Here is a 24629-nt window from a genome sequence, read left to right on the forward strand (position 1 = left end):
TGCAGGATCAACTGAAAGCAAGCGAGAAGATCAATCCTCTCGCTTACTATCTTGCCATGCGTTTAGTAGCTGACCCACCAATCATGTAAGTTGCGTTTGCCGTCAGTGAATCTCAGGTCGCGGCCCATAAAATAGACCTTCGAACAGAGTTCACCCTTACCAGAGGTATCAGATTCCCGGCAGAGTTCATTGCCTTTGACGGACCACGTGCCTTTGTCCGTCCATGACCCGTCATTTGCCGTCGAAGATTGTTTTCCATCTTTTTCAAAAGTCCAGGTCCAGTTGGAACTCTTGAGAGTGTTCCCCGAGACGATCTTTTCTATCGACGCCCCGTCCATTTGCTGTGCGCCCATATCCTTAATCTGGGACACCTTGGTCGCCGTCAGGAAATCTTTGGATGTGTCGGCAATGGCCGCACCGGAAAACAGGGTTGCGATCAAAGCCATAGCTGCGCATTTCGAAAAGTTCATTGAACATTCCTCCTGAAAAAGTCTGGTACTAGAGTTGAGAAATTTGGCCCTGAATACGCGGACCTATCCTTTATCCCAATGGACAACCACGTCGAACCCGGCCGGTGATGGCGGGCCTTCTAGGAATTCGGCAAAATGTCCCCAAAGCGCCGCCACTTTGGGGGCGTTGGCGTTCGAGGTTTCCTCGCTTTGAACCACGGCCACAACAAAACCGGTACCGTCCTCATTCATGACATTGGTAAAGCTGTGCATGCCTTCCATGCCCATAATCTGATCTTTAAGCTCGTTCATCTTTGCCTCGGCCGCATCCCGCATTCCGGGCTTCATCTTGAACTGAGTAATACGTGCAAACATGATTTTCCTCGCTATCTGGGCGAAATCCCCCAATGACGGCCAAAACGGCGCGTCCGGCGGAGTGTACCACAGCCACGGGGATTCTGTTAGAATTGGGGTCAAGGCCGCAGGAATTTGGCGTTGCCGACTGTCCGCGATCTGGGCGTTTCAGCTGGTTGCGGCACTGCGCTCTGCCCGGAAATCGACCTTTGCGTTCCGCAGGCCACACCATCGCCATCGGGGTCATTGCGCGGGTGATACCCTGGGCCGCCCTCAACGAATGGCCCCGGCACAATGGTTTCAATCGCGCCGCACCCGGCCAGGGCAATCAGGTGCAGCAAAGCTTCTTCGTGCCTATACTCAGACGTCCGCAGATAGACCCCCACGACGATACCCATAATCGTCACCGGCAGCATCAGGACCATGAGGAAAATTCGAACCGGGGATAATGCGCGTTTCCGCTGCGCCTCAGCCCGTTTTTGACGCCGCGAAACCTTGGGGACAGAAGATTCCGTTTCAGGGGTGGGTTTTCTAAACTGCATGTCCCTCTGTTACCCTCGATTTGTGGCGAAACCGAGACCCCAATTGACCCGGAAACAAGCCCTCGCACAGGGAGGGCATAGGGGGTATCTTTTGCGTGTTTCAAACAGCTAGAACCACGCACATCATGAGCCAATCCAGCCCATTTCACCCGGTCGATGAGACCGCCCGATGTTTGACTCGTGATCTGATCGAGGGCGCAACCTATGGTGCGCTTGCCACTTTGCGACCGGACTTAGGGGTGCCTTCGGTGTCGCGCATCGCCCTGGCCACGGATGACGCGGGCAGCCCTATGACCCTGATTTCGACATTGGCGGATCATACAGCCGCCTTGCGTGCCAATCCGGTCTGCGCGTTGCTAATCGGAGAACCCGGCAACACCGGCGACCCGCTGACCCATCCCCGATTGACATTGCATGCCACAGCCACGTTCGTTGCCCGTGAAAGCGCCGAACATGCCAGCTTGCGGTCGCGGTATCTGACCTTGCGACCCAAATCGAAACTCTATGTCGATTTCACCGATTTCAGCTTTGTGCGTTTCGCCATTTCAGACGCCGTTCTGAACGGAGGGTTCGGCAAGGCCTGGCGCCTTGCCCCCAACGATTTGCGGCCTGATCAACGCACCACGTGAACCGCACAGGCGGCGTGACGGACCACGTGGTTTGTGGTTGAGCCCAACAAAAGATCCTGCATGCCAGGCCGGTGTGAGGCCATGATGATCAGGTCAGGCTTGTGGGATTCCGCCCAGTCCAGAATGGTGCGCCCAGAATGCCCTTCGATCACCACACCCGTCGCATTGGACAGCTTGGCCGCCAACTCATCCAGCTCGCCCTGGACCGCCTTGCGGGCCGCGGTCAGATATTCCGGCGGCATGTAGGAAATCGCGTAGTTCGGAATATGCTCGACCACATGCAGCAGTGTCACCTGAGCATCTGGTGTTGCCAAAATCTCGGCCAGTTTCAGCGGGCCGGAGATATCCCGATCGGCATCAAATGAAATTGGAACAAGAATGTTGTGATACATGGTGAGCCTCTACTTTCTTCAGCCACCATACCTGATTTTATCGATTAAGGTTTTGATACAAGTCAGGAACTGCCAAAAGTTTCGGCCACGTCATACATCACCGGCTCAAAGCTTTTACACATCTCGTTGATCTTGCGATTGCGATCGCGCATTTCCGGCGTTCGCAACATTGCCAGAAAATCCTCACGACGGTTCCATTGGGAATAGTTGGCAATCCGCGTCTGCGCATCGTTCACATGCAGCCCTGCGGAAACAAATCCCGGCTGTTTCGAGATAAACTCGGCGTAGGCGTCGGTCAACGCATCCAACAGATCGTGGCAGGTGCCCGGTGTCATCTCAAAAGTGGTGATGACAGTCTGGACGCTCGCGGTCTTGGAAATCTTCGGCATCTGGAATCTCCCTTTTCTTTTGCAAGCTTAACACAGGATTTGGAAAGGTCTTGTGTTTCCTTGAACGACACGTCGCCTTGGATTGGTTTCCAGAAAATAAACAAAACACTAACCAACCGTTAACCATGCTTGCGGAAACTGCGTGCATGTTCCGGGTTCTCGCTTTTCTGGTATTGCTGCTTGCCGCAGCCCCGGCTTGGCCCGGCGCATGGCTGCGTGAGAAGGACGCAGCGTTCACCGCGGCCTCGGTCACTGCATTCAAAGACCGTGACGGCAGCTATGATTACAAAACGGCGCTTTATGCTGAATTCGGATACAGGCCGAACCTCACAATCGGGGTAGATTTCGAACAAAGCCGGGATTTCTACGGCCACGCCCTGTTGTTTGCCCGGGTTCCCGTGGCCGATCTCAACAAATGGGGGCGTTTCGCGGCCGAGTTCGGGGCCGGTGCCCACCACAAGCAACTGGACGCCTGGGCGATGTACAAACTGACCCTGTCCTATGGCAAAGGGTTTCAAACCGGTTGGGGCAACGGTTGGGTTGCGGTCGACACGGCCCTGGAAATTCGCACACATGACGCGGTTTATCGCAAACTGGATATCACGGCGGGCCTTTCGTCAGATCGATTGCTCAATCCTCTGATACAGGTGGAAACGGCTTATACCTCTGGACACTCGTTATTTTGGAGGGCCAGGCCCTCGGTCATGATCCGTGCGCGCGACAAAGGGCCCACCTGGGTGCTGGGCCTTGAACGCAACGATGCCCGCAACGATACCGGTTTGAAAATCGCGCTTTGGGAAGAGTTTTGAGACCGGTGAAATGGCCACCCTGCAAAAGGGTGGCCATCCCAGTTGTCAGCTTTCCATACGAATGCGGGTCGAGACTTCTCCGCGGACCGCCTCGGGCCAGCGCAGGTTGATCGCGTTTCTCGACGCACCTTGTTCTAACTGCACATAGGGGGTGGCATAGGTCACCGCGCCGAATGTATTTCTCAAAGCTCCCAATGCCGTAACCGCGTCGCAACTACGCGCATAGCCCCCGAAAGGCAGCTCTCCGGCTGTCTGAACGGACCAGGCTTGCGCTGCGGTTCCTTGCGTATGCTTGACCCGCAATGGGTTCGCAACTTTTCGGTCAACGCCGTGAAAGGTATTGTTTTCAAACATCACATTGCGATGCGCATAGTTGTTCATACTGGCAAATGAGGTATCCACCCGTTCCACCCGCGTGATACCACCACTTGTTGCGCGGAACTTATTTCCTGTCACGACCACACCGTTCAAGAAGTGTCCTGCACCATGGGGACGAACAATGAGGTAAGTGAACCAGGGTGGGGCCTCGCTGGAATAGAAAATATTGTCGGTAATGGCCATCGAGCTGAAGGAAAACCCGGTTGTGTAAACCGGATCTGCGTCCCGTTCGTTGGTCCACAGGATCGAGCAATTGTCGATATAGTTCCCCGAGATTGTCGAGCTGTTGTAAGTGCCGATCATGACCAATCCAGGACTGCGTACACCTTGTGGAATGCTGTCGCCCTGGAAAAAGTGATTGCCGAGGATCATGTTGTTGGTGCCACCCAGAACCGCAAAGTGGCGGAACCGTACGGCCCGGTTGTGGCGCAGTTTGACGTCGTTGGCCGTCGCGTTTAGCGCGATCGAAGAACGGTCTGGGACGTTAAAGGATTCTTCGGTGGACAGGAATTGACACGTATCGATCAACATGCCCTGACAACCGGTACCGATAGACGTGATCCCGCGATCTTTGGGGCGGCTGACAAAACAGTTCGCCAATGCAAAGGTGCTGCCTGACGGGGCCAGACGGATCGCGCTGCTGCGGCCGTTACATTGGAATTCGATCTGTTCCATTCCAAATTTGCGCAGCGTGCTGAAACCACTGAAATCCAGCAGGTACTTGAAGGACAGGAACGTGAATGTCTGCGTACCAGACGCATCGTAGAGCGGCGCGCTGAGCGTGATTTCACCCGCGCCGTCGTTCTTCGAACGCACGTAAATCTCGCGACCGACCCCGCTCCCCTGTACCAGACAACCAACCGGAATATTGGCCACATTCGCCACGTTCACCAACCGGGTGGGATCGTTCGGGTTGTAGGTCGCGACCGATGTAAAGGTTTCGGTATCCCAGGCCGTACTGCTTTTGACGTCGAACTGTCCGTTGCGGATCACACGGCGCGTCGAGAATCCGGTTTGCCGGTTCGGAACAGCAGCGGCCATATCGATGGGCTCGGTTACCGATACCTTGCGCCCACCCATATCCAGCGATTCATGGTCAGAATTGTTCAACAACGCCTGAAACGCCTTTTTAAAGGCCCGCATTTCATCACCAAACGCATTGATATAGGTCGGCAGATCAAAATTCTTGGTCAGCAGCAGCATCTTGTCATCCGGCATCGTTACGGTGCCTTCAAATTCGATCTCGGATACCACCGACGTGTTTTGCGCCAACAGATAGGTCCCCTCGGGCACGAAAATACGACGACCATTCGCAGCCTGATCCGCGGCCTCGAACGCGGCCGAGTCATCCGTCACGCCATCCCCGACCGCGCCGAAATCACGGACATCGACCAGACTGATCAGATTGCGCAGGAACACGCCGGTGACATCCGAAATCTCGATATCATCAACGCGGATAACCGCCCCATTTGCGCCGTCGATATCCAGACCGAAATGCCCGTAAAGGGCTTGTACACCCCATGGCATATCCACGCCAGGACGCTGGCCGGTGCCGACTATGGCGGTGATCTCATGCACTGTGCCATAGCCCGAAAGCTGTGTGGCGGGGCCTTGCTCTACCACACCGGTAACCTGAACATCCCCGGCACCGCCAGCCCATCCGGCGATACGTACCTCGGGCAGCGGGCCGCTGATGGCTTTGACCCGAGCCTTGATTTGCAGGTAACAGCCCGGCAGCAACGGCGTCTGCCCCATGTAACGCAGGCGCTGGGTGGTGCTGACTTTCAGGATTTCCAGACAGCCCGCAAAATCCGCATCCGCCGGAACAAATGCGCCGGTGCCAGATCCGTCATAGGTAGGCGAGCCGGGCGTCCCGTCGCCGCTGGACCACACATTCAAACCATTTGCGAAGGCAGGCGGCGTGAACACGATACCGTCGGTGATTGCCTTGTTCATAGAAATCCCTTTCCCAATCGCGCCGCATCAGCGCGCATAAACCCAGTGCCCGGAGACACACGCCCCGAACGCAAAAGCCTGAGTACCGAAAAGGAATTAACCGCCGCTCATATCACCGTGACGGTGGTGTTGCATCAAGCTGCCGGATCAGAATTGCCCAGCAGTTGCACGCCATTGATCTTCCAACCGTTGTCCATCTGCACCATCTGATAGTCTAGGATATGCACCCTGCCAGCGTCATCAGTGATCATGACCTTTTGCCACAGCGCCCCGGCCACCTCGCGCAATTCCAGAAAACGAACCTCCGCCGGACGCCAGACCATCGGATAGCCGCGCCTTACCATGACGCCGAAATTCTCGGGCGTTTGAAACAGTTGCTGGATATTGGGGCTGGCAAAGGTAAAGGCGGTGGCAAAATCATCAGCCTCAAACGCCTTAATCTGCGCCGCGATGTTTTTCTCGATCTCGGCGCTTTGGGCAAACGCGCCCGAGGCCAAACCGGCGCTGAGGGATAGTGCAAGCAGTATTCGACGCATGGGGCCACCTCCTGTTGAAAGAGTAGCCCCACGCGGTATCAGGTCAAATCAGACCAGCTCACCCGCCAACGCCTTATCGATCAGCGCGATCGTTTCCGGCACGCCGTACAGCGCGATAAAGCCGCCAAAACGTGGGCCCTGCGAGGCACCCAACAACACCTCATACAGCGCAGTGAACCAACCGCGCATGGGATCGAACCGCTCTCGCCCGATCGAATAAACCACCGATTGCAGCGCTTCATCCTCGATTGGGCCGTCATAAGCTTCCAACGCAGTTTTCAGTGCCTCCAACGCTTCGCGTTCCTGATCCGACGGGGCGCGGTGCTGACGTGTGGGTTTGACGAAATCGTTGAAATAGCGCACGGCAAAGCCAGCCGCCTGATCCAGATCCGGATGCGTTTCAGCGGTCGCCTCAGGCGCATAGCGGCGGATAAAGCCCCACAGTGCCTCTTTGTCCTCGGCCCCCGAAACGGATGCCAGGTTCAACAACATCGCAAACGGCACCATCAGTGTGGATGCAGGAACATCACCACCATGGATATGCCAGACGGGGTTGTTCAACTGCGCCTTCAACTCCTGCCCCGGATAGGCTCGCAGCTGTTGATGATACTCATCCACTGCCTTCGGGATTACGTCAAAATACAGCCGCTTGGCCGTTTTTGGTTTCTGATACATGAAGTACGACAGGCTTTCCGGCGCGGCATAGGTCAGCCATTCCTCCATCGACAAGCCATTGCCCTTCGATTTGGAAATCTTCTGGCCCTGCTCGTCATTGAACAGCTCATAGCTCAGCGCCTCGGGTGGCTTCTGGCCCAGCGCCCGGCAAATCTTGGAGGACTGCGTGACCGAGTCGATCAGGTCCTTGCCCGACATCTCATAGTCCACACCCAGCGCAGCCCAGCGCATCGCCCAATCCGGCTTCCACTGCATCTTGACGTTACCGCCAGTGACCGGGATTTCGACCTTCTCGCCGTCGGGTTCCTGATAGACGATCGTGCCCTTAGCGACATTGCGCTCCAGCGTCGGCACTTGCAGCACGTGCCCGGTTTTCGGGCTGATCGGCAGGAAGCACGAATAGGTCTCGCGCCGTTCCGGCCCAAGCGTCGGCAGCATGATCTCTTGAATTTTGTCGAAGCGCTCCAACGCGATCAACAGCATCTCATCAAACCGACCGCTGGTGTAGTAATCCGTGGCCGAGGCGAACTCGTACTCGAACCCGAAACTGTCCAGGAAATCGCACAGCATCGCATTGTTGTGCTGGGCAAACCCGGCATGAGTGCCAAACGGATCGCGCACCTTGGTCAGCGGCAGATGCAGGTCTTCTTTCAGCTCTTCCTGCATCGGCACGTTGGTCGGCACCTTACGGAAACCGTCCATATCGTCCGAGAAACAGATCAGCTTGGTCGGGATGTCACTGATTTGTTCAAAGGCGTGACGGACCATCGAGGTCCGTGCAACCTCGCCAAATGTACCGATGTGCGGCAGACCCGACGGGCCATAGCCGGTCTGAAACAGCACGTATCCCTTTTCCGGAGCCGCTTTCTGATAGCGTTTGAGTACCCGGCGCGCCTCTTCGAAAGGCCAGGCCTTGGACGCAATCGCGGTTTCACGCAGTTCAGACATTTTTAGACAAGCTCCATCGGGGAAAACAGCGCCGGTCACCCCATGCAACCGACCGGACCCTCCTATTGTGCCGGTGCAGCATGAGTCAATAAAGCGCTGGTTTTTTCCTGTATGGAAGGCTGATCTATATGGTCAACTGGTCCAGTTTGGCCGCCCAGATGAAATCATTCTCGCTTAGACCACCAATTTCATGCGTGGTCAGTCTGACATCCACATAACCCCAGCCAAAGGTGACATCCGGGTGGTGCCCCTGCTGATCGGCGAGCCACGCGCAAAGATTGGCCAGATAGGTCGCCTTGGCGAACCCTTTGAACTTGTAGTGACGGCTCAGTTCTTTCGCATCAGCGTCCAGATTCCAATCGGGCGAAAGCTCCGCCATGTGCGTGTTCGCCTCATCCCGCGTCAAAGCTGGAACGCCACCTGAACAGGGCACACAGGTTCGGTCCGATAGGCTGCAGGTTTCTCCTGTTAGTGTCATGATCCGTTCACTCCGCTGCGGTTGCTTTTTCCGGGAACTTGTTTGGCAACAATCCCAGGTATTGTGCCTGTCGCACGTCTGCCAGCAAATCGCGGTCGGCGGCGGCAAAAAGTTCCTCGGGTGAGTTTAGCACGAAATAGCCCATCTGGTGCATATCGATCCGATAAGGCGTGCGCAGGATCGTCAGCACATCGAACGGATCCCGATCAGGAATGCCGCTTTCGACGGCATAGACAAGCTCTGTCGGCGAGGACGCCAACCCCGACCCCAACGCCTTGATCACACCATCCTGACGACGCAACCCAAATTCGATCGAAAACCAATACAGTCGGATCAGCCAGGCATAGTCCTTGTCATCAGCCTGCACGCCTGCCTTGCCGATGGCATGGCTGAACGCCGCAAAGCGTGGATCGCTCAGCAGCGGGGTATGACCGAAAATTTCATGAAAAATATCCGGTTCCTCAATGTAATCGAAATCCTCGCGTGACCGAATAAAGGACGCAGCGGGAAACACCTTATCTGCCAGCATGCCAAAGAATGTCTTGAACCCGATAAGCGCTGGCACAGGCTGAACCCGCCAGCCGGTCATGTCCAACAGCCGTTCCGAGATATCCGCGCAAGAAGGCACGCGGGTCTTTGGCAAGTCCAGCCTTTCCAACCCTTCAAGATAGTCTCGCGCCATAAAACGCTGTACGTTCTCTGCTTGCGCAGCATAGAGGTCAGCCCAAACGGCGTCCTCTTCTTCTGTATAGGCGATATGGCCGCGTTCATCGGCCACTTTGGCGATGTATTTGGTCGACTTTGGCATCTGCATTCCCTCCGCATGAAAAGTATAGCCACGCGACTTGAAGGTTTTGATTTGGACAATCGATGGTTTCTGATTATTTTGGCAAATATATATCGAAAGGTGACAATTTGTGAAACAAACCATCCAACCTGCTGATATCGCCATCCTGCAAGAGCTGCAGACCAATGGCCGCCTGTCTATGCAAGACCTTGCCGACCGAACCGGTCTTTCCGCCTCGCAATGTTGGCGGCGCGTACGCGATCTTGAGGCATCCGGGGTGGTATCAGGCTACATTGCGCAGGTGCGGGCCAAATCGGTCGGGCTGGACGCCATTGCCTATGTTCACGTCGCATTGCGCGATCACCAAGAGGACAGCATCAACTCATTCCTGCGATTGGTCGAAACCGAGCCGCAAATCGTCGAATGCGCCTCAATCACCGGAGACCACGACTTTATCCTAAAGGTTTATGCCAAGACGCCCGAGGACCTTGAACATTTCATCATGCAACGGCTGCTGAAATCCGGCCTTGTCCGCGACACGCGCAGCAATTTTGTGCTGCGCCAGACCAAAACACGCGGCCCGTTGCCCATTCTCTGATCGGTCAGGGGCAAAATCCGTTGAACCTGCCCGCCAGCCCTCCTATCGTGCGAGCGCAAAAAGCCCAATCAGGACGACACCATGACCGAACAAGTACCCCACCCGATGTCCCCACAGGATTGCCTGGTTGCGATCATGGTCGCGGTCTCTGCATCGGATGAAACCATTCGCACGGCCGAGCTGGTCAAGATCGAAGGCGCCGTCAACATGTTACCTGTCTTTGCCGAATACGATATCGACCGCACGCGCCGTGTATCTCAGACGGTGTTCGACCTGTTCGAGCAAGAGGACGGGCTGGATGCACTTTTCGGCCTGATCCGCGATAACCTTCCCGAGCGGCTGAATGAAACGGCCTATGCGCTGGCTTGCGATGTGGCCGCTGCGGACGGGTCGCTTGCGGAAACCGAACTGCGCCTGCTGGAAGAAATCCGCTACGAGCTGAGCATTGACCGTCTGCACGCCGCAGCGATCGAGCGTGGCGCACGGGCGCGCCACACGACCTGATCCTAGCTGCCCTGTAACGTTCCCCAACGTTCGATCAACGCGCGTTGCAGCTTGCGCGACCTGTTGTTCCAGCTGCGCGCGCCTTCCGGACGCTCGCGCAGCGCACGGGGAATGGTCGCGCGGTGATCAACGTCAGCGGTAAAGATGGCAAAAGCTAATTCGGAGCCATCCGGTGCAGTTATGAAGCCGCCCAATCCCGACACGAAATTCAGCGTCCCGGTCTTTGCGTCTACTTTGATCGGGTGATCCTTGACCGGCCGTCCCTGACGGTCCGCCAGGGTAAATTTCTTGAGCAAGGGCCGCAGCGCGCCATCTTTGCGCGCCACCACCAGCGCGGTAACCAAATCCGCGGGTGCCACGCGCGACGCATCGCCAAGCCCCGAATGATCCACCATCGCAATCCCGGTCACACCATAGGTCTCGGCCGCCCAGCGATTCATTTCAGCGGCGGAATCGGCGAGGCTTTGCATATTTGCCCCACGGGCTTTCGAAGCCGTCATGCCGACCATTTCCGCCGTTATGTTGGTCGAGTATTTCAGCATACCGCGCAGAATACTTTCCAGCGGATCACTCTGATGCACCACCAAAACAGTGCCCTGCGGGGTCTGCCGCGTGATCTGTACGCGCCCCAGCACAATGCCATTTGCCCGCGCCAGAGTACGGAAAACATCCCCCGCATAAAGCGCAGGTTTGCGAACGGGCAGCCAACGCGCGCCACCGTTGCCCAGCGCACCGCGGGCAACGGTCCAGCGATCCTGCCGCGCACTTGGCTGATAGGTGTATATCGGCAAACTGCGCTTTTCGACCTGCATCGACGCCATATCCACAGACGGAGTATATCGGGCGGTGCGCGCATCCATACTCACGTCATAACTGGCACCAGCGCGCTTCCATTCGAAATGGACGCGATTGAAATTGAGTGAGATGCCGCTGATGGCCGGGCTGTAACCCAGGTGATCCGGCTGCCCGGGGTCAATGCTAAACACATAGGGCAACGCTCCGTCATAGACCTTGAAGGCCCCGCGCACCTCGGTGATTCCGGCCTCGCGCAGATTGGCGGCCATCGTGGCCAGATCATCTGTGTCCAGCAACGGGTCGCCGCCCCCGACAAGGATCAGGTCACCATTCAACACGCCATTCTCAATCGGCCCATCCGCCATCAACGCGGTTTCAAACCGATAATCTGCGCCCAGAACATCCAGCGCATAAAGCGCGGTCAGCGCTTTGGCGACACTGGCGGGCGGCAAGCCTTGATCGCCGCCAAACGCCTCAACCTGCGTACCGGTCTCTGCATCAGCGACTGCAAACACAACCTCTCCGCGCAACCCGGCGGACTGGATAAGGCGCTCGGCCCCGCTGGGCAGGTCCCCCCGCAGCTGCGGTCGCAAGGATTGGACAGGAGCATCGGCCAGCGCTGAGCCCGATGCAATAGAGGCCCCAAGGCCCGCAAGAAACAAACGACGCGAAATACGATCAACCATGGGTCAATTAAAATCCCAGAGATCACAGGCAAACAACCACTGAATGTGATTATGCCCGCATGGGGGCTATTCAGGCAACACCCCTCCATCCCAGCCACCGCGTGTGCGAATCTCGGTCGAGCTGACATCGACCATCGGTACATTCACGAAACACCACGCCGGTGCCTGCGCCCGCCCCAGCAAATGCCGCGCTTGGCCGTCAATGCGATATCGAGCGTAAAGCCGCGCCGCAGGCGACATTCGTGCCGAGATCCGATCCCCCGGCCGTGCGACAACCCCCACCGGCACGCTGTCCATAATCAGCCGCCAATCCTTCCAGCGATGAAACTGCGCCAGATTGTCCGCGCCCATCAGCCAGACAAACCGCACCTGCGGATAAAGTTTTTGCAAGGCCGCCAGCGTATCCGCCGTCGCCCGCGTCCCGGTCAGCGCCTCGATATCCGTCACCTCGACCTTGGGGTGCTGCATGACGTCCCGCGCAGCCTTGATGCGCCGCTGTAGCGGGGCAGGTCCACGCGCCTTTAACGGATTGCCGGGAGACACCAGCCACCAAACCCGATCCAGCCCAAACGCCTTCATCGCTTCAAGCGAGACATGCACATGTCCCTGATGCGGCGGATCAAAAGACCCGCCGAACAGACCAACGACCTGCCCGGGCCGTGCAAATGGAATGGCGCTTCGTAACATCCTTTGCTGATGTTCAGAACTGAAGCGGCTTGTCAATCAACCGGTTGCACCAGATCGCCCAGACGGACCCGTCCGGACCTGATGACCTCGGCGCACCATCCCCCGTGCCCACGCACGGCGGAATAGCCGCCCTTGCCCAGCGCCTCCTCCATCCGGCTGCACGGCGCGCAGATGACAGTGAATCGCAGAATAGCCTCCCCCACCAGCACCTCCCGCCCCTTGAGCGCCGCCAGATTGATCCCCGAAACCACCAAGTTGCGCCGTAGGATGTCGGCGGCAATCGGCCCTTGCCCCAAGTAGGAACCAATCGCCGCCAGATGTTCTTGCTGGATCAGAGTCACAGCCCTTTTGCCAGCGCGACCCCGGTCGCCCTCTAGGCCGTCGGCTAAAATCATAATATTATCAACCGCGCGCATTTCTTTGCAGCGCTCAGGTCGCAATCCAATCCAATCGACACAACCCGGCTTGGCCCAGCCAGCTATCAATTCCGCCAAATTCGACATTTTAGCTCCCACTCAGCGAATAGATCTAACTAAATTCGACGCCATTAGAAATTCACAAAACCACCAGCTTGCCCCGCCCGCCCCGCTTAGATATCTAGCGTTTCAACCCAATTTCCCCGACCCAAAGGACGCGACATGGCCGCCTATCAATATGTCTACCACATGCAGGGTGTCTCAAAGACCTATCCCGGTGGCAAGAAGTGCTTTGAAAACATCCACCTGAGCTTTCTGCCTGGCGTGAAAATCGGTGTTGTCGGCGTCAATGGCGCGGGTAAGTCGACCCTGATGAAGATCATGGCGGGGCTCGATACAGATTTCACCGGCGAGGCATGGGCGGCCGAAGGCGCCAAGGTCGGCTATCTGCCGCAGGAACCGCAGCTGGATGAATCGCTAACCGTCCGCGAAAACGTCATGCTGGGCGTCGCCGCGAAAAAGGCCAAGGTCGATCGCTTCAACGAAATAGCCATCGAGATGGCGGAAAACTATTCCGATGAACTGATGGAAGAAATGACCGCCTTGCAGGACTCTATTGATTCTGAAAACCTGTGGGACCTCGACAGCCAGATCGACGTCTCGATGGAGGCACTGCGCTGCCCGCCGGACGACGCCAACATCGCCAACCTCTCGGGTGGTGAGAAACGCCGCGTGGCGCTGTGCAAACTGCTGCTCGAAGCGCCCGACATGCTGCTGCTCGACGAACCGACCAACCACCTGGACGCCGAGACAATCGCATGGCTGCAACAGCACCTGATCGACTACAAGGGCACCATTCTGATCGTCACCCACGACCGGTATTTTCTGGATGATATCACCGGCTGGATCCTCGAACTCGACCGTGGCCGCGGCATTCCTTACGAAGGCAACTATTCCGCGTGGCTGGAACAAAAGGCCAAACGGTTGGAGCAAGAAGCGCGCGAAGACAAGTCCAAGCAGAAGACCCTGCAGCGCGAGCTGGAATGGATGCGTCAGGGCCAGAAGGCCCGTCAGGCCAAATCCAAGGCCCGGATCAACGCCTATAACGAGCTGGCCGAACAGTCCGAACGCGAAAAGCTGACCCGCGCCCAGATCGTCATACCCAACGGCCAGCGCCTTGGTGGCAAGGTTATCGAGGTCGAAGGCCTGTCGAAACACATGGGCGACAAGCAACTGATCGAAGGTCTGGACTTTGCCCTGCCCCCCGGCGGCATTGTCGGCGTCATCGGCCCCAACGGCGCCGGTAAATCGACCCTGTTCAAGATGCTCACCGGTCAGGAACAGCCCGACAGCGGCACCATCACGCTAGGCGACACGGTTGAGCTGTCTTATGTCGACCAGTCCCGCGACGACCTGAAAGACAACGACACCGTGTGGGAGGCGATCACCGGCGGTGCCGAGATCATCCAGTTGGGCGACGCGCAGGTCAATTCCCGCGCCTATTGCTCGTCCTTCAACTTCAAGGGCGGCGACCAGCAGAAGAAAGTCTCGCTGCTGTCCGGGGGTGAGCGCAACCGCGTCCACATGGCCCGTCTGTTGAAAGAGGGTGGCAACGTCCTGCTGCTGGACGAACCGACCAACGATCTGGATGTCGAAACCCTGCGCGCGCTAGAAGACGCCCTAGTCGATTTCGCCGGCTGCGCGGTGGTCATTAGCCACGACCGTTTCTTCCTGGACCGTATCTGTACGCATATCCTAGCCTTCGAAGGTGATGCCCATGTGGAATGGTTCGAGGGCAACTTCGAAGATTACGAAGAGGACAAGAAGCGTCGTTTGGGACCAGATGCGCTGGAGCCCAAGCGGTTGAAGCACAAAAAGTTTGCGCGATGAACGGTTTCATCGAAGCACGTATAGACAAATGGATGCGCAGCGTACGCAAAAGGCTGGCCCCCCGGCGTTTGAAGCGCATCCCGCAAAACGCGCCGGAAAATTGCGTCATCGTCGCCAGCAATGGCCGGTCAGGTAGCACAATGACCTTTCTGGCCCTTGCAGATTCGCTAAGGGACGTTGATAGGGAAGCTGCGAAAAAATCGAACTTCATCGCCCGGCTGGACGACGCAACATTTCACGCGCCTTGCGTGTACAAGACACACGATTACCCTCAGCCCCTCTCTTCATGGCCCGAGAACACTCGGGTCGTTTTTTGTTTTGGGTCTGCTAAGGATTCCGCTTTTTCCGTCTATTCCGCGCTGGACAGATACGGTGCAGATTGGATCGACCTGCATTTTCATCACCTGCATGCCACCGGCACCTATGACGAACTGTTTCAGCGCGATGTGCTGCAGCAGGCGCGGCAGATCAAGGAATGGGTGACATATGAAGACGTCCCTGTTCTGTGCGTTCACTATGACGCGCTTTGGGAATATCAGGAAACCATCTCGCGCTTTACTGGATTGGACTTCAAGCCCCCTGAACGGCGCGAGCGTGTGCCAAAGGACATTCCGGCAGGACTCAAAGCTGCAGCCGATCTTGTTTACGATCCGATCGACGAAGTGATCGAACACCTGCCACGGTGTTTTGTTGCGTCAAAACAATACCGAATGACTGTCGAAGAACTACCGATTTCCAACTGAAGACCGCAGATCAAAGCACCCTGACTGGATGTTCGACGATGCATCACCCAGGTCAGACCAGCTTGGCAATTGGAAAAAAGTGGGTCAGGTTGCAACTGTTGGTCACATCGCAGCCGCAGCAGACGAGTAACAAAAGGACAATATTTGTGAGAGTGCTTTTCTCAAAGGGGCTTGTTTTCATATCCAAGCCACGCTGTGGTTCCACATCAATCCGCAGACATCTGGGCCCTTTTCTTTCAAAGGATGACGGTGATTTTGCTGTCGATGTGGCCAAAACGGTCGAGCATTTTCACCCGCATGATACGGCGCCCTATGTCAAAGCAAAGCTGGCAGAGTTGTACCCGGATCACCCAAAGCTGACCTATTTCATGACCATCCGTAATCCGGTTGATATGCTCTGGTCATATTATCGGTTTTTTCGACCTGATGCTGATTGTCTCTACAACTATCAATCCGATTGGAATGAAAACTCGACAATCGACTTTGAAGAATGGATTCAATTCGGCAAAGTTGGCATGAACCCTGCCTGGCAGGAACTTGCGCCCAAATGGATCTCGACCCAGAACCTTTCCCCGCTCAGCCTAGAAGCACATGCCATCGACCGCGCAGGCGTCAACCACGTCAAAAACGTGTTTCAGCTTGAAAACACTGAGAAACTGAACAGGTGGCTAACCAGCAAGCTGGAAAATCGCAGATTCCCAGCTTTGTCCGAGGCTTGGCGGTCTCGCAGACTTAAGCCACTTTCCAGTGCCAAGAACAAACAAAAGGCGCTTCCACACGTTAATCAATCGGATGGGGTTGGAAAGGCCGCAAGTGATCAACGACCCGTTGTTCTGTCAGACCAAAGTCTGAAGGCGATCCGAACAATGTTTCCTGAGGAAAGCAAGATTTACAAGATTTGACTCGCCCTTAACCGAACGGCCAATTGCCTACTGAAGGATATCGCCTTCAGCACTCTCTTGCCCTGCGCTTGTGCAAATGCCATATCTGACGGGCACACGTTTTTCTATTTCGACCTACTGTCTCCTTCTACGGCGCTCAGTCTATCGATACAGACAACGACGCCGGGCTGCCGCAACACCGTGGGCAGCACTAAACAGGAGACAACGGATATGCCCGCAGGCACCGTAAAATGGTTCAACACAACCAAAGGCTATGGCTTTATCGCACCCGAAGATGGCGGCAAAGACATCTTCGTACACATCTCAGCTGTCGAGCGTTCGGGTCTGACCGGCCTGGCCGACAATCAGAAAGTCACGTACGAGCTGCGCTCGGGTCGTGACGGCCGCGAAAGCGCCGACGACATTCAGTTGGCGTAAGTCAATGAAAGGGCAGAGTATTTCTCTGCCCTTTTCCTTACTGGACGACCACTTTCGCGTTTGACCACCGTCCGCAAGTGTGTCCCGGCGAATACATCACAAACAGGTTACTTCTCTCCGGCGATTGACCAGATCGGCTATCATTCCGACATTAGGGTCAATAATTTTGTGTTTTGTTGAAGAGAGCTGCCATGTTCACGCGCCGTACTTTCCTGACAGCAACTGCTGCCACCAGCCTTTTGCCCGGTGTTGCAATCGCAAAGCAAAAAGCTGTCGAATACGATCCCACGCCGCAATACGTGCGGATCAAGAAAGAGTTTTTGCCGGGTCAGTTGCTTGTCGTTCCCCGGTCCTTCTACCTCTACTACGTTACCGAACCGCGCAAGGCGGTCCGCTATGGGTGCGGGGTGGGTAAGGCGGGGTTGGAATTCACCGGCACCGCCACGATCGACGTCAAGAAGGAGTGGCCGACCTGGCGCCCGACTGATGAGATGATCGAACGCGAACCCGTCACATATGCCAAGTTCAAGGACAATGACTATGTCCAACCCGGTGGAGGCGACAATCCATTGGGGGCGCGGGCGCTGTATTTGTTCCAGAACGGTGTCGATACCTATTTCCGCATTCACGGCACCACGCAGCCGCAAACCATTGGGCGGGCAGCATCCAACGGCTGTATTCGCATGCTGAATTCACATGTGGTCGATCTGTATGAGCGTGTGCCCATCGGCACCGTGGTCACTGTCGTCTGATCACTGCCGGGTGGCGTTCACAAGCTCCAACACGTATGGACCTAGGTTCTCAACGATCAAGGTCACACCTGCGGCATTCGGATGAATGCCATCTGATTGCATGTAGTTGCGGGCGGCGTCCGGATCGCCCCCGGCTGTCAGCCCAGCAAAGAAACTGGGCGCATAACCTGTTTCATACGCTGTCGCCAAGTCGGGATAGATCGCGTCAAACGCTTCTTTGTAGTCCGCCCCATAATTCCCCGGCGCTTGCATGCCGACCAGCAGGATATCGACCTCCGAGCTGTCTGCCACTTTTACAATTGCCTCAAGATTACTGCGCGACACTGCCGGATCGATCCCCCGCAGCAGATCATTACCGCCCAGCGCCACGATTATGCCGTCCACTTCCGGTGTCAAAGTCCAGTCCACGCGCGCGGCGCCTCCGGCTGTGGTATCGCCGGATACACCGGCGTTGATCAGGCGCACATCCGCGCCTTGTGCCCTCAACCACCGATCCAACTGCGGTACAAACCCGTCCTCTTCCGGCAACCCATAGCCTTGTGTCAGGGAATCGCCTAAGGCTGCGATTACGATCTGTTCGGCTGTGGCCCCAAAACCGCAGCAAACAAATATCACCGACATCAAAGCCTTGCGCACCATCAGAACCGCTCCATATCCCATTTGACCGCCTTCATTTGGAAAGACCTATGACGACACCTGTTCTTTCGCTCCAAAATGCCGCTTTGTCGCTGGATGGCAATGCCGGGCGGGTCAAAATCCTACATGACATATCCCTGACCGTAGCCAAAGGTGAGACACTGGGGCTGGTGGGGCCGTCCGGGTCGGGCAAATCCTCGTTGTTGATGCTGATGGGCGGGCTGGAACTGGCGACGGCGGGCAAGATCACCGCCCTTGGCAACGATCTGACAGAAATGGACGAAGACGCCTTGGCCCGTTTCCGGCGGGACACGATTGGGGTGGTGTTTCAGAACTTCCACCTTATCCCGACCATGACCGCGCTGGAAAACGTGGCCACGCCGCTGGAACTGGCCGGACACAGGGATGCGTTCGACAGCGCCGAGGCCGAACTGGAAGCGGTCGGCCTGTCCCATCGGCGCGATCATTACCCGGCGCAATTGTCGGGGGGTGAACAACAACGGGTGGCGCTGGCCCGGGCGTCAGCCCCGCGACCGCAGATATTGCTGGCGGATGAACCCACGGGAAATCTGGACGATGCAACTGGTGCCGCCATTGTCGATCTTCTGTTTGGTCTGCGTGACAAACACGGCGCAACACTGGTTCTGGTCACGCACAGCCACAGTCTGGCGCGCAAGTGCGACAGGGTCGTGCGGTTGCGAGATGGAACGATTGCCGAAGACGTTCAGCAGGAGGCCGCGGAATGAGCCTGCGGCTGGCTGGCCGTCTGGCCCGGCGCGAGCTGCGCGGCGGCCTGCGCGGTTTTCGAGTGTTTCTGGCCTGTCTTGCGCTGGGTGTTGCCGCCATCGCCGCCGTTGGATCGGTGCGTCAGGCCATCCAGACGGGACTTGCCCAGGAAGGCGCTGCGCTTCTGGGTGGAGACGCCCAATTGGAATTCACCTACCGCTTCGCCAATGAGGATGAGCGTGACTGGATGGAACAGACCGCAACGGCTGTGTCTGAAGTGGTCGACTTCCGCTCTATGGCCGTAGTCCAGCAAGGCGAGGAAGCCCAGCGCGCGCTGACCCAGGTGAAATCGGTGGATGCGGCTTATCCGTTGTTGGGCACACCCGTGCTGGACCCTGACCAAACGCTATCCGCCGCTCTGGATGGTGATCAGAACCTGCCCGGAGCGGTCATGGATCCGGTGCTGATGGATCGGTTAGGTCTGTCCGTCGGAGACCGCTTTGCCCTTGGTACGCAAGAGTTTGCCCTGACCGCCGCCCTGATTCACGAGCCGGACGGGGCTGCCGACGGGTTCGGATTGGGGCCGCGTACTTTGGTACGAACCGAAGATTTACAGGCGTCGGGCCTTTTGGCGCCGGGGACGTTGTTTTCCACCAAATACCGGCTGGCTTTGCCACCCGATACTGACCTTGCGGCCTTGTCCACCACAGCACAGCAAAGTTTCGACAGTACCGGTATGCGCTGGACCGATGCCCGCAATGGCGCTCCGGGGATCGCGGAATTCGTCGCCCGCCTCAGCGCCTTTCTGGTTCTTGTGGGACTGTCGGGTCTGGCGGTTGGCGGTATTGGCGTCTCTGCCGCCGTCCGGGCCTATCTGGGGCAAAAGACCGAAACCATCGCCACGCTGCGCACTTTAGGGGCGGATCGCGCGACGATTTTGCAAACCTACATGATCCAGATCGGTGTATTGTCCGGTATTGGCATCCTTATAGGCATAACTTTGGGTGGGCTACTTTCCCTGCTACTGGCCCCGCTGATCGAAAGCCAATTACCTGTCCCGGCGGTCTTCTCGCTTTATACGCGTCCGCTGGCCGAGGCCGCGCTATACGGGGTTCTGACGGCCTTCCTGTTCACCCTCTGGCCCCTGGCCCGCACCGAAGAAGTGCGGGCCGCGACCCTGTTCCGCGATGCGTTGTCTTCGGCCCACGCCTTCCCGCGCCCGGTATTCATCCTGGCGACTGGCATCGGGCTGGTCCTGCTGGTCGCATCAGCATCCTGGTTCAGCGGTTCGGCACGTCTGACACTCTGGACCAGCGGAGGGCTGGTCGGCGCGCTGCTTGTGCTGTCTCTGTCGGCTTTGGCAATCCGCAAGTTTGCCCGTTTCGGTGCCAAACCAGCACGTGGTCGCCCGGCCCTGCGATGGGCCTTATCGGCCATCTCGGACCCGCGCGAAGGGGCTGCGTCGGTCGTGCTGTCCTTGGGGCTGGGGCTTTCGGTACTAGCCGCCGTTGGCCAGATTGACGGAACCTTGCGCAATGCAATCGCAGGCAATTTGCCGGACGTGGCGCCATCCTATTTCTTCGTCGACATTCAAAAAGACCAGATGCCCGGTTTTACCGAACGGCTGAACGCTGACCCGGCTGTCACCCGTGTTGAAAGCGCACCGATGCTGCGGGGGATCATCACCCAGATCAACGGCCGCCCTGCCCGTGAGGTAGCTGGCGACCACTGGGTTCTAGACGGTGATCGGGGCGTGACCTATTCCGCCGCTCGGCCACAAAACACCCGCGTCACGGCAGGCGAATGGTGGCCGGATGACTATTCCGGTTCACCGCAGGTCAGTTTCGCGGCAGAAGAGGCCGAGGAAATGGGCCTGTCCCTAGGCGACGAGTTGACCGTAAATATCCTTGGCCGGGACATCACTGCCGAAATCACCTCACTACGCGAGGTCGATTTTTCAACCGCCGGCATCGGCTTTATCATGTCGATGAACCCTTCGGCGCTGGCCGGAGCCCCACACAGCTTTATCGCCACCGTCTATGCCGAAGAACAGGCCGAGGCTGCCATTCTGCGCGACCTGGCCGGGCAATATCCGAACATCACAGCGATCCGGGTGCGGGACGCGATTGATCGTGTCTCAGGCCTGCTGGCCGGGCTGGCGGCGGCGACCTCCTATGGAGCGGGTGTGTCTTTGCTGACCGGTTTCTTGGTCCTGATTGGGGCCGCCGCAGCAGGCGAAACCGCGCGCCGCTGCGAATCTGCGATCCTCAAGACATTGGGCGCAGACCGGCGGCGCATCTTGCTCAGCTTTGCGCTGCGTTCGATCTTGCTGGGCGCGGCCGCCGGATGTGTCGCCCTGCTGACCGGGATATTAGGGGGTTGGGCTGTGGCCACATACATCTTTGACACCGGGTTCACGGTCATCTGGAGTTCAGCCCTGGGTATCGTGCTGGCTGGAATCCTTGTGACACTGGGCGCAGGTCTGGTCTTTGCCCTGCGCCCACTGGCGGTACGCCCGGCCAGCATTCTGCGCGCCGCTGACTAGGATCAGCGCACGCAGGCCACCGGTTGCAGGATTTGCAACAGCTGTTCGTTGTCACAGACCAGCGCATCCAGCGTGATCTCGTCCAGCGAGGCATAGAAAACCTCGGCAGCGTCGCTAAGCGCCACCCGCAACCGACACGCATCGGTCAGTGGACAAGTATTGTCGGCATCGGCAAAACACTCGGCGATCGGTAAAGCGCCCTCGACATGGCGAAAAACCGACCCGACGCGAATTTCGTCAGCTGGGCGCGCCAGAGACATACCGCCATTGCGACCGCGCTGGGTGCTCAGGTAATTTAGCTGGCTCAATTGATTGATCACCTGTGCCAGATGGTTTTCCGAGATATTGCACACATCCGCAATCTCGGCCTTTGTCACCAATCGATCCTGATGCGCCGCACAATACATCAAAAGGCGCACTGCTATGTTTGTCCGTTTGGTAATCCGCATGTTGGCCTCCCAAATTTCAAGGTGGGACCTTATTGCATGTCTGGCAAAAAAGCGGTTTGACATACATCAATCGCTTAGAAGGACATGTAGGCGCATGGCGGACCCTTATTTCTTTGGCTATGGCAGCCTTGTGAACCTTTCGACCCATGATTTCCCCGATCCGCACCCGGCCCGGTTAAAGGGATGGCGGCGCGCCTGGCGCCATACCGATCTGCGCCCGGTGGCCTTTCTGACAGCAGTGCCGGACCCGGATTGTGAGATTGAGGGGATGATAGCTCATGTGCCGAAAAACGACTGGGCGGCGCTGGATGAACGGGAATGGGCTTATGATCGGGTGCCTGCCACGCAGGCGGTGACACACCCCCTGACCCATGACGTTGAAATTGCCGTCTATGCGGTGCCGCATGACCGTCATACCGCACCCAGCAACCACCACCCGCTGCTGCTAAGTTATATTGACGTGGTTGTGCAGGGTTATCTGCGTGCCTTCGGACCCGATGGAGTGGATCGGTTTTTTGCAACCACCGATGGTTGGGACGCGCCAATCCTGAATGATCGCGCAGAACCTCGGTATCCGCGCCATCAGCAACTAAAACCGGCAGAGACCGAATTGGTGGATGATCGTTTGCAACAGGTTTCGGCACAAGTGCTGCAGACCGGCCAACAAAAAAAGGCAGGCGGTTTGCCTGCCTCATTCGTGTTCTAGGCTGATTAATACCGGATCAGGTACATTCATCCGCGCGCGCGGATCACCTGCAGCAACGGCAGCAAGGTCGCCATTTCCGGGCCCCGCTCCATGCCGGTCAGCGCCTTGCGCAGCGGCATGAAAAGGCCCTTGCCCTTGCGGCCGGTGGCCTCTTTCACCGCTTTGGTCCATGCGCCCCATGTTTCACCATCGAAAGGCCCTTCGGGTAGCAGCGCAACGGCTTCGGCGATAAACTCACGGTCCTCATCCGCGATCAAGGGTTCAGCCCCGTCGCGGCACAGCTCCCACCAGCCTTTCAGATCGGCTAGGGTGGTGATGTTTTCGCGCGCCATCGACCAAAACGGCTCGGCCAAGTCGGCTGGAACGCCTGCGTCGGCAACGGCGTCGGCCACATCGGCCAGCGGCAGCGATTGCAGGTGCTTCGCCGTCAGCGGGAACAGGTCCTGCACGTCGAACTTGGTTGGTGCAGCCCCGAAGCGGTTTACATCGAATCCTTCGATCAGTTCAGCCATGTCCGAACGCAACTCAACCGGATCGGACGAGCCCAAACGCGCCATCAGGCTCAGCAGAGCCATTGGTTGCACTCCCTGTTCACGCAGATCGCGCAGGGCCAGCGTGCCCAGACGCTTGGACAAAGCTTCACCCTGCGGGCCGGTCAGCAGCGAGTGGTGTGCAAAGCGCGGGCAAGTGCCGCCCAGTGCCTCGATGATCTGAATCTGCGTCGCAGTGTTGGTCACGTGGTCCGAGCCGCGCACAACGTCAGTAACGCCCATTTCGGTGTCGTCCACCACCGACGCAATCGTATAGAGAACCTGACCATCCCCCCGGATCAGCACCGGGTCAGACACCGAGGCCGCATCGATTGAAATGTCGCCCAGAATACCGTCCGTCCAATCGATCCGCTCATGATCCAGCTTGAACCGCCAGACGCCATTGCCACGTTCAGCCCGCAACGCGTCTTTCTCAGCCTCAGAAAGGTTCAGCGCGGCGCGGTCATAAACTGGCGGCTTGCCCATGTTCAGCTGTTTCTTGCGCTTCAGGTCCAGCTCGGTCGGCGTTTCAAACGCCTCATAAAACCGGCCCATCTCACGCAGTTTGTCCGCAGCTTCGGCATAGCGGTCCAGCCGTTCGGACTGACGCTCGACCCGGTCCCAATGCAGGCCCAACCATTCCAGATCCTGCTTGATCGCATCGACATATTCTTCTTTCGAACGCTCGGGATCGGTGTCGTCGATACGTAGGATAAACGTACCGCCTGCCTTGCGGGCGATCAGATAGTTCATCAAGGCGGTGCGCAGGTTGCCCACATGGATATAACCGGTGGGCGACGGGGCAAAACGGGTGGTGGTCATGGAGTTCTCCTGTTGGCGCGGCTCATGTCACAGGATGGGCCAATTGTCCAGCAGAGGCGTTCAGGTCGGCTGTATTGGCCAGTGCTGATCAAGATCCTTCAACCCGGCTCGGATCAGCTCGGACAGAACGTCCAGATCAATATCCGCCAGCTTGTTCACATAGAGGCAGGACTTGCCCAGTTTGTGTTTGCCCAGGCGCGTCAGGATATCCCCGAAATCCGCATAACCGGGCATGATATAGATCGACAGCGCAGATTTACGTAGGGAAAACCCGGTGGCCAGAAAATCACCCTCGCGCCCGGATTTATATCGGTAATGGTATCGCCCGTACCCGATCATCGACGCCCCCCACATAACAGGTGCAAATCCCGTCGCGTTGCGGAATACTGCATCCAGTACCCGTGCCTCCTCGGCTTTTCGCGTTGGCTGTACCGCCGAAAGGAAACTCTCAACGCTTTGCCCTGTGGGGACGGTTTTGTTTACAGATCGCGCCATGAACAAAA

The 24629-nt window shown here is 57.4% G+C and carries 29 protein-coding genes; 12 read left to right on the forward strand and 17 right to left on the reverse strand.

All coding sequences use genetic code 11. The features are described from left to right. Positions 1 to 62: 62 nt before the first annotated feature. The 3 genes from GOX21_RS12630 to GOX21_RS12640 form a co-directional block, all read right to left on the reverse strand. The gene (locus tag GOX21_RS12630) at positions 63 to 470 is read right to left on the reverse strand and encodes a hypothetical protein (protein ID WP_170377643.1); all 408 of its coding nucleotides are present in this window, start codon (positions 468 to 470) and stop codon (positions 63 to 65) included. Between the two features lie 63 nt (positions 471 to 533). Continuing rightward, a complete protein-coding gene (locus GOX21_RS12635) occupies positions 534 to 824 on the reverse strand; it encodes an antibiotic biosynthesis monooxygenase family protein (RefSeq protein WP_170350529.1) in 291 nt (96 codons plus the stop codon). A gap of 98 nt (positions 825 to 922) precedes the next feature. Next, positions 923 to 1345, reverse strand: a complete 423-nt coding sequence (locus GOX21_RS12640) for an excalibur calcium-binding domain-containing protein (RefSeq protein WP_170350530.1) — start codon at positions 1343 to 1345, stop codon at positions 923 to 925. Between the two features lie 125 nt (positions 1346 to 1470). Between GOX21_RS12640 and GOX21_RS12645 the strand changes: the two genes are divergently transcribed. Next, a complete protein-coding gene (locus GOX21_RS12645; protein WP_170350531.1) occupies positions 1471 to 1974 on the forward strand; it encodes a HugZ family protein in 504 nt (167 codons plus the stop codon). On the opposite strand, the gene GOX21_RS12650 is transcribed toward GOX21_RS12645, so the two are convergent. Both GOX21_RS12650 and GOX21_RS12655 read right to left on the reverse strand, forming a co-directional pair. Beyond that, positions 1959 to 2366, reverse strand: a complete 408-nt coding sequence (locus GOX21_RS12650) for a universal stress protein (RefSeq protein WP_170350532.1) — start codon at positions 2364 to 2366, stop codon at positions 1959 to 1961. The two genes, GOX21_RS12645 and GOX21_RS12650, sit on opposite strands and share 16 nt — an antisense overlap. Before the next feature lie 62 nt (positions 2367 to 2428). Then, complete coding sequence (locus GOX21_RS12655) at positions 2429 to 2755, reverse strand: antibiotic biosynthesis monooxygenase family protein (protein ID WP_170350533.1); 327 nt, start codon at positions 2753 to 2755, stop codon at positions 2429 to 2431. Between the two features lie 146 nt (positions 2756 to 2901). Between GOX21_RS12655 and GOX21_RS12660 the strand changes: the two genes are divergently transcribed. Further along, the gene (locus GOX21_RS12660) at positions 2902 to 3564 is read left to right on the forward strand and encodes a hypothetical protein (protein ID WP_170377645.1); all 663 of its coding nucleotides are present in this window, start codon (positions 2902 to 2904) and stop codon (positions 3562 to 3564) included. Positions 3565 to 3609: 45 nt separating this feature from the next. Here GOX21_RS12660 and GOX21_RS12665 read toward each other — a convergent pair whose 3' ends face one another. From GOX21_RS12665 to phhA, 5 genes are all read right to left on the reverse strand, one after another. Then, positions 3610 to 5898: a glycosyl hydrolase family 28-related protein gene (locus GOX21_RS12665; RefSeq protein ID WP_170377647.1), complete on the reverse strand. Its 2289-nt coding sequence runs from the start codon at positions 5896 to 5898 to the stop codon at positions 3610 to 3612. 134 nt (positions 5899 to 6032) lie between these two features. Further along, positions 6033 to 6434 (reverse strand): DUF4864 domain-containing protein, encoded by a 402-nt coding sequence (locus GOX21_RS12670; RefSeq protein WP_170361506.1) that lies wholly within the window; start codon positions 6432 to 6434, stop codon positions 6033 to 6035. A gap of 48 nt (positions 6435 to 6482) precedes the next feature. Then, entirely contained in the window at positions 6483 to 8057 is a 1575-nt protein-coding gene (locus GOX21_RS12675) for a lysine--tRNA ligase (RefSeq protein WP_170377649.1), read from the reverse strand. Positions 8058 to 8181: 124 nt separating this feature from the next. Beyond that, entirely contained in the window at positions 8182 to 8535 is a 354-nt protein-coding gene (locus tag GOX21_RS12680) for a 4a-hydroxytetrahydrobiopterin dehydratase (protein WP_170350538.1), read from the reverse strand. 7 nt (positions 8536 to 8542) lie between these two features. Next, positions 8543 to 9343 carry a phenylalanine 4-monooxygenase gene (gene phhA / locus GOX21_RS12685; protein ID WP_170377651.1) on the reverse strand — a complete coding sequence of 267 codons (801 nt, stop codon included), beginning with the start codon at positions 9341 to 9343 and terminating at the stop codon, positions 8543 to 8545. 109 nt (positions 9344 to 9452) lie between these two features. On the opposite strand from phhA, the gene GOX21_RS21740 reads away from it, so the two are divergent. After that, positions 9453 to 9920 carry an Lrp/AsnC family transcriptional regulator gene (locus tag GOX21_RS21740; protein ID WP_368040019.1) on the forward strand — a complete coding sequence of 156 codons (468 nt, stop codon included), beginning with the start codon at positions 9453 to 9455 and terminating at the stop codon, positions 9918 to 9920. A gap of 81 nt (positions 9921 to 10001) precedes the next feature. Further along, positions 10002 to 10424 (forward strand): tellurite resistance TerB family protein, encoded by a 423-nt coding sequence (locus tag GOX21_RS12695; RefSeq protein WP_170350540.1) that lies wholly within the window; start codon positions 10002 to 10004, stop codon positions 10422 to 10424. A 2-nt stretch (positions 10425 to 10426) separates the two neighbouring features. On the opposite strand, the gene dacB is transcribed toward GOX21_RS12695, so the two are convergent. The 3 genes from dacB to GOX21_RS12710 all read right to left on the reverse strand — a co-directional run bounded on the left by dacB (position 10427) and on the right by GOX21_RS12710 (position 13095). Further along, the gene (gene dacB, locus GOX21_RS12700; RefSeq protein WP_170377653.1) at positions 10427 to 11905 is read right to left on the reverse strand and encodes a D-alanyl-D-alanine carboxypeptidase/D-alanyl-D-alanine endopeptidase; all 1479 of its coding nucleotides are present in this window, start codon (positions 11903 to 11905) and stop codon (positions 10427 to 10429) included. Between the two features lie 66 nt (positions 11906 to 11971). Continuing rightward, positions 11972 to 12592 carry a nicotinate-nucleotide adenylyltransferase gene (locus GOX21_RS12705; protein ID WP_170377655.1) on the reverse strand — a complete coding sequence of 207 codons (621 nt, stop codon included), beginning with the start codon at positions 12590 to 12592 and terminating at the stop codon, positions 11972 to 11974. Positions 12593 to 12624: 32 nt separating this feature from the next. After that, positions 12625 to 13095 (reverse strand): MOSC domain-containing protein, encoded by a 471-nt coding sequence (locus GOX21_RS12710; protein WP_170377656.1) that lies wholly within the window; start codon positions 13093 to 13095, stop codon positions 12625 to 12627. A gap of 135 nt (positions 13096 to 13230) precedes the next feature. Here GOX21_RS12710 and ettA point away from each other — a divergent pair, with 135 nt between their 5' ends. The 5 genes from ettA (at position 13231) to GOX21_RS12735 (ending at position 17712) form a co-directional block, all read left to right on the forward strand. Further along, positions 13231 to 14898, forward strand: coding sequence for an energy-dependent translational throttle protein EttA (gene ettA, locus GOX21_RS12715; protein WP_170350544.1), 1668 nt, complete (start codon positions 13231 to 13233; stop codon positions 14896 to 14898). Beyond that, positions 14895 to 15641: a hypothetical protein gene (locus GOX21_RS12720; RefSeq protein ID WP_170377658.1), complete on the forward strand. Its 747-nt coding sequence runs from the start codon at positions 14895 to 14897 to the stop codon at positions 15639 to 15641. The genes ettA and GOX21_RS12720 overlap by 4 nt, the downstream gene beginning before the upstream one ends. 146 nt (positions 15642 to 15787) lie before the next feature. Beyond that, positions 15788 to 16543 carry a hypothetical protein gene (locus GOX21_RS12725; RefSeq protein WP_170377660.1) on the forward strand — a complete coding sequence of 252 codons (756 nt, stop codon included), beginning with the start codon at positions 15788 to 15790 and terminating at the stop codon, positions 16541 to 16543. A 210-nt stretch (positions 16544 to 16753) separates the two neighbouring features. After that, on the forward strand, positions 16754 to 16960 hold the full coding sequence (locus GOX21_RS12730; RefSeq protein WP_170350547.1) for a cold-shock protein: 207 nt from the start codon (positions 16754 to 16756) through the stop codon (positions 16958 to 16960). 191 nt (positions 16961 to 17151) lie between these two features. Beyond that, complete coding sequence (locus tag GOX21_RS12735; protein WP_170350548.1) at positions 17152 to 17712, forward strand: L,D-transpeptidase; 561 nt, start codon at positions 17152 to 17154, stop codon at positions 17710 to 17712. Here GOX21_RS12735 and GOX21_RS12740 read toward each other — a convergent pair whose 3' ends face one another. Next, positions 17713 to 18372, reverse strand: a complete 660-nt coding sequence (locus GOX21_RS12740) for an arylesterase (RefSeq protein WP_170377662.1) — start codon at positions 18370 to 18372, stop codon at positions 17713 to 17715. It lies immediately after the preceding gene. 26 nt (positions 18373 to 18398) lie between these two features. Between GOX21_RS12740 and GOX21_RS12745 the strand changes: the two genes are divergently transcribed. Both GOX21_RS12745 and GOX21_RS12750 read left to right on the forward strand, forming a co-directional pair. Further along, positions 18399 to 19094, forward strand: coding sequence for an ABC transporter ATP-binding protein (locus GOX21_RS12745; protein ID WP_170377664.1), 696 nt, complete (start codon positions 18399 to 18401; stop codon positions 19092 to 19094). Continuing rightward, positions 19091 to 21619, forward strand: coding sequence for an ABC transporter permease (locus tag GOX21_RS12750; protein WP_170377666.1), 2529 nt, complete (start codon positions 19091 to 19093; stop codon positions 21617 to 21619). Before GOX21_RS12745 ends, GOX21_RS12750 begins: the two co-directional genes overlap by 4 nt. Positions 21620 to 21621: 2 nt before the next feature. Here the strand turns inward: GOX21_RS12750 and GOX21_RS12755 are convergent, their stop codons facing one another. Continuing rightward, on the reverse strand, positions 21622 to 22068 hold the full coding sequence (locus GOX21_RS12755) for an RrF2 family transcriptional regulator (protein ID WP_170350551.1): 447 nt from the start codon (positions 22066 to 22068) through the stop codon (positions 21622 to 21624). A 94-nt stretch (positions 22069 to 22162) separates the two neighbouring features. Between GOX21_RS12755 and GOX21_RS12760 the strand changes: the two genes are divergently transcribed. Then, positions 22163 to 22774 carry a gamma-glutamylcyclotransferase family protein gene (locus tag GOX21_RS12760; RefSeq protein WP_170350552.1) on the forward strand — a complete coding sequence of 204 codons (612 nt, stop codon included), beginning with the start codon at positions 22163 to 22165 and terminating at the stop codon, positions 22772 to 22774. Positions 22775 to 22800: 26 nt separating this feature from the next. On the opposite strand, the gene gltX is transcribed toward GOX21_RS12760, so the two are convergent. Together gltX and GOX21_RS12770 are read right to left on the reverse strand one after the other, a co-directional pair. Continuing rightward, complete coding sequence (gene gltX, locus GOX21_RS12765; protein WP_170377668.1) at positions 22801 to 24126, reverse strand: glutamate--tRNA ligase; 1326 nt, start codon at positions 24124 to 24126, stop codon at positions 22801 to 22803. A gap of 60 nt (positions 24127 to 24186) precedes the next feature. Further along, a complete protein-coding gene (locus tag GOX21_RS12770; RefSeq protein ID WP_170377670.1) occupies positions 24187 to 24621 on the reverse strand; it encodes a DUF1801 domain-containing protein in 435 nt (144 codons plus the stop codon). Between the last annotated feature and the right edge of the window lie 8 nt (positions 24622 to 24629).

Origin of the sequence: Ruegeria atlantica, from assembly GCF_013032005.1 — a bacterium.
Classification (GTDB): domain Bacteria; phylum Pseudomonadota; class Alphaproteobacteria; order Rhodobacterales; family Rhodobacteraceae; genus Ruegeria; species Ruegeria atlantica_A.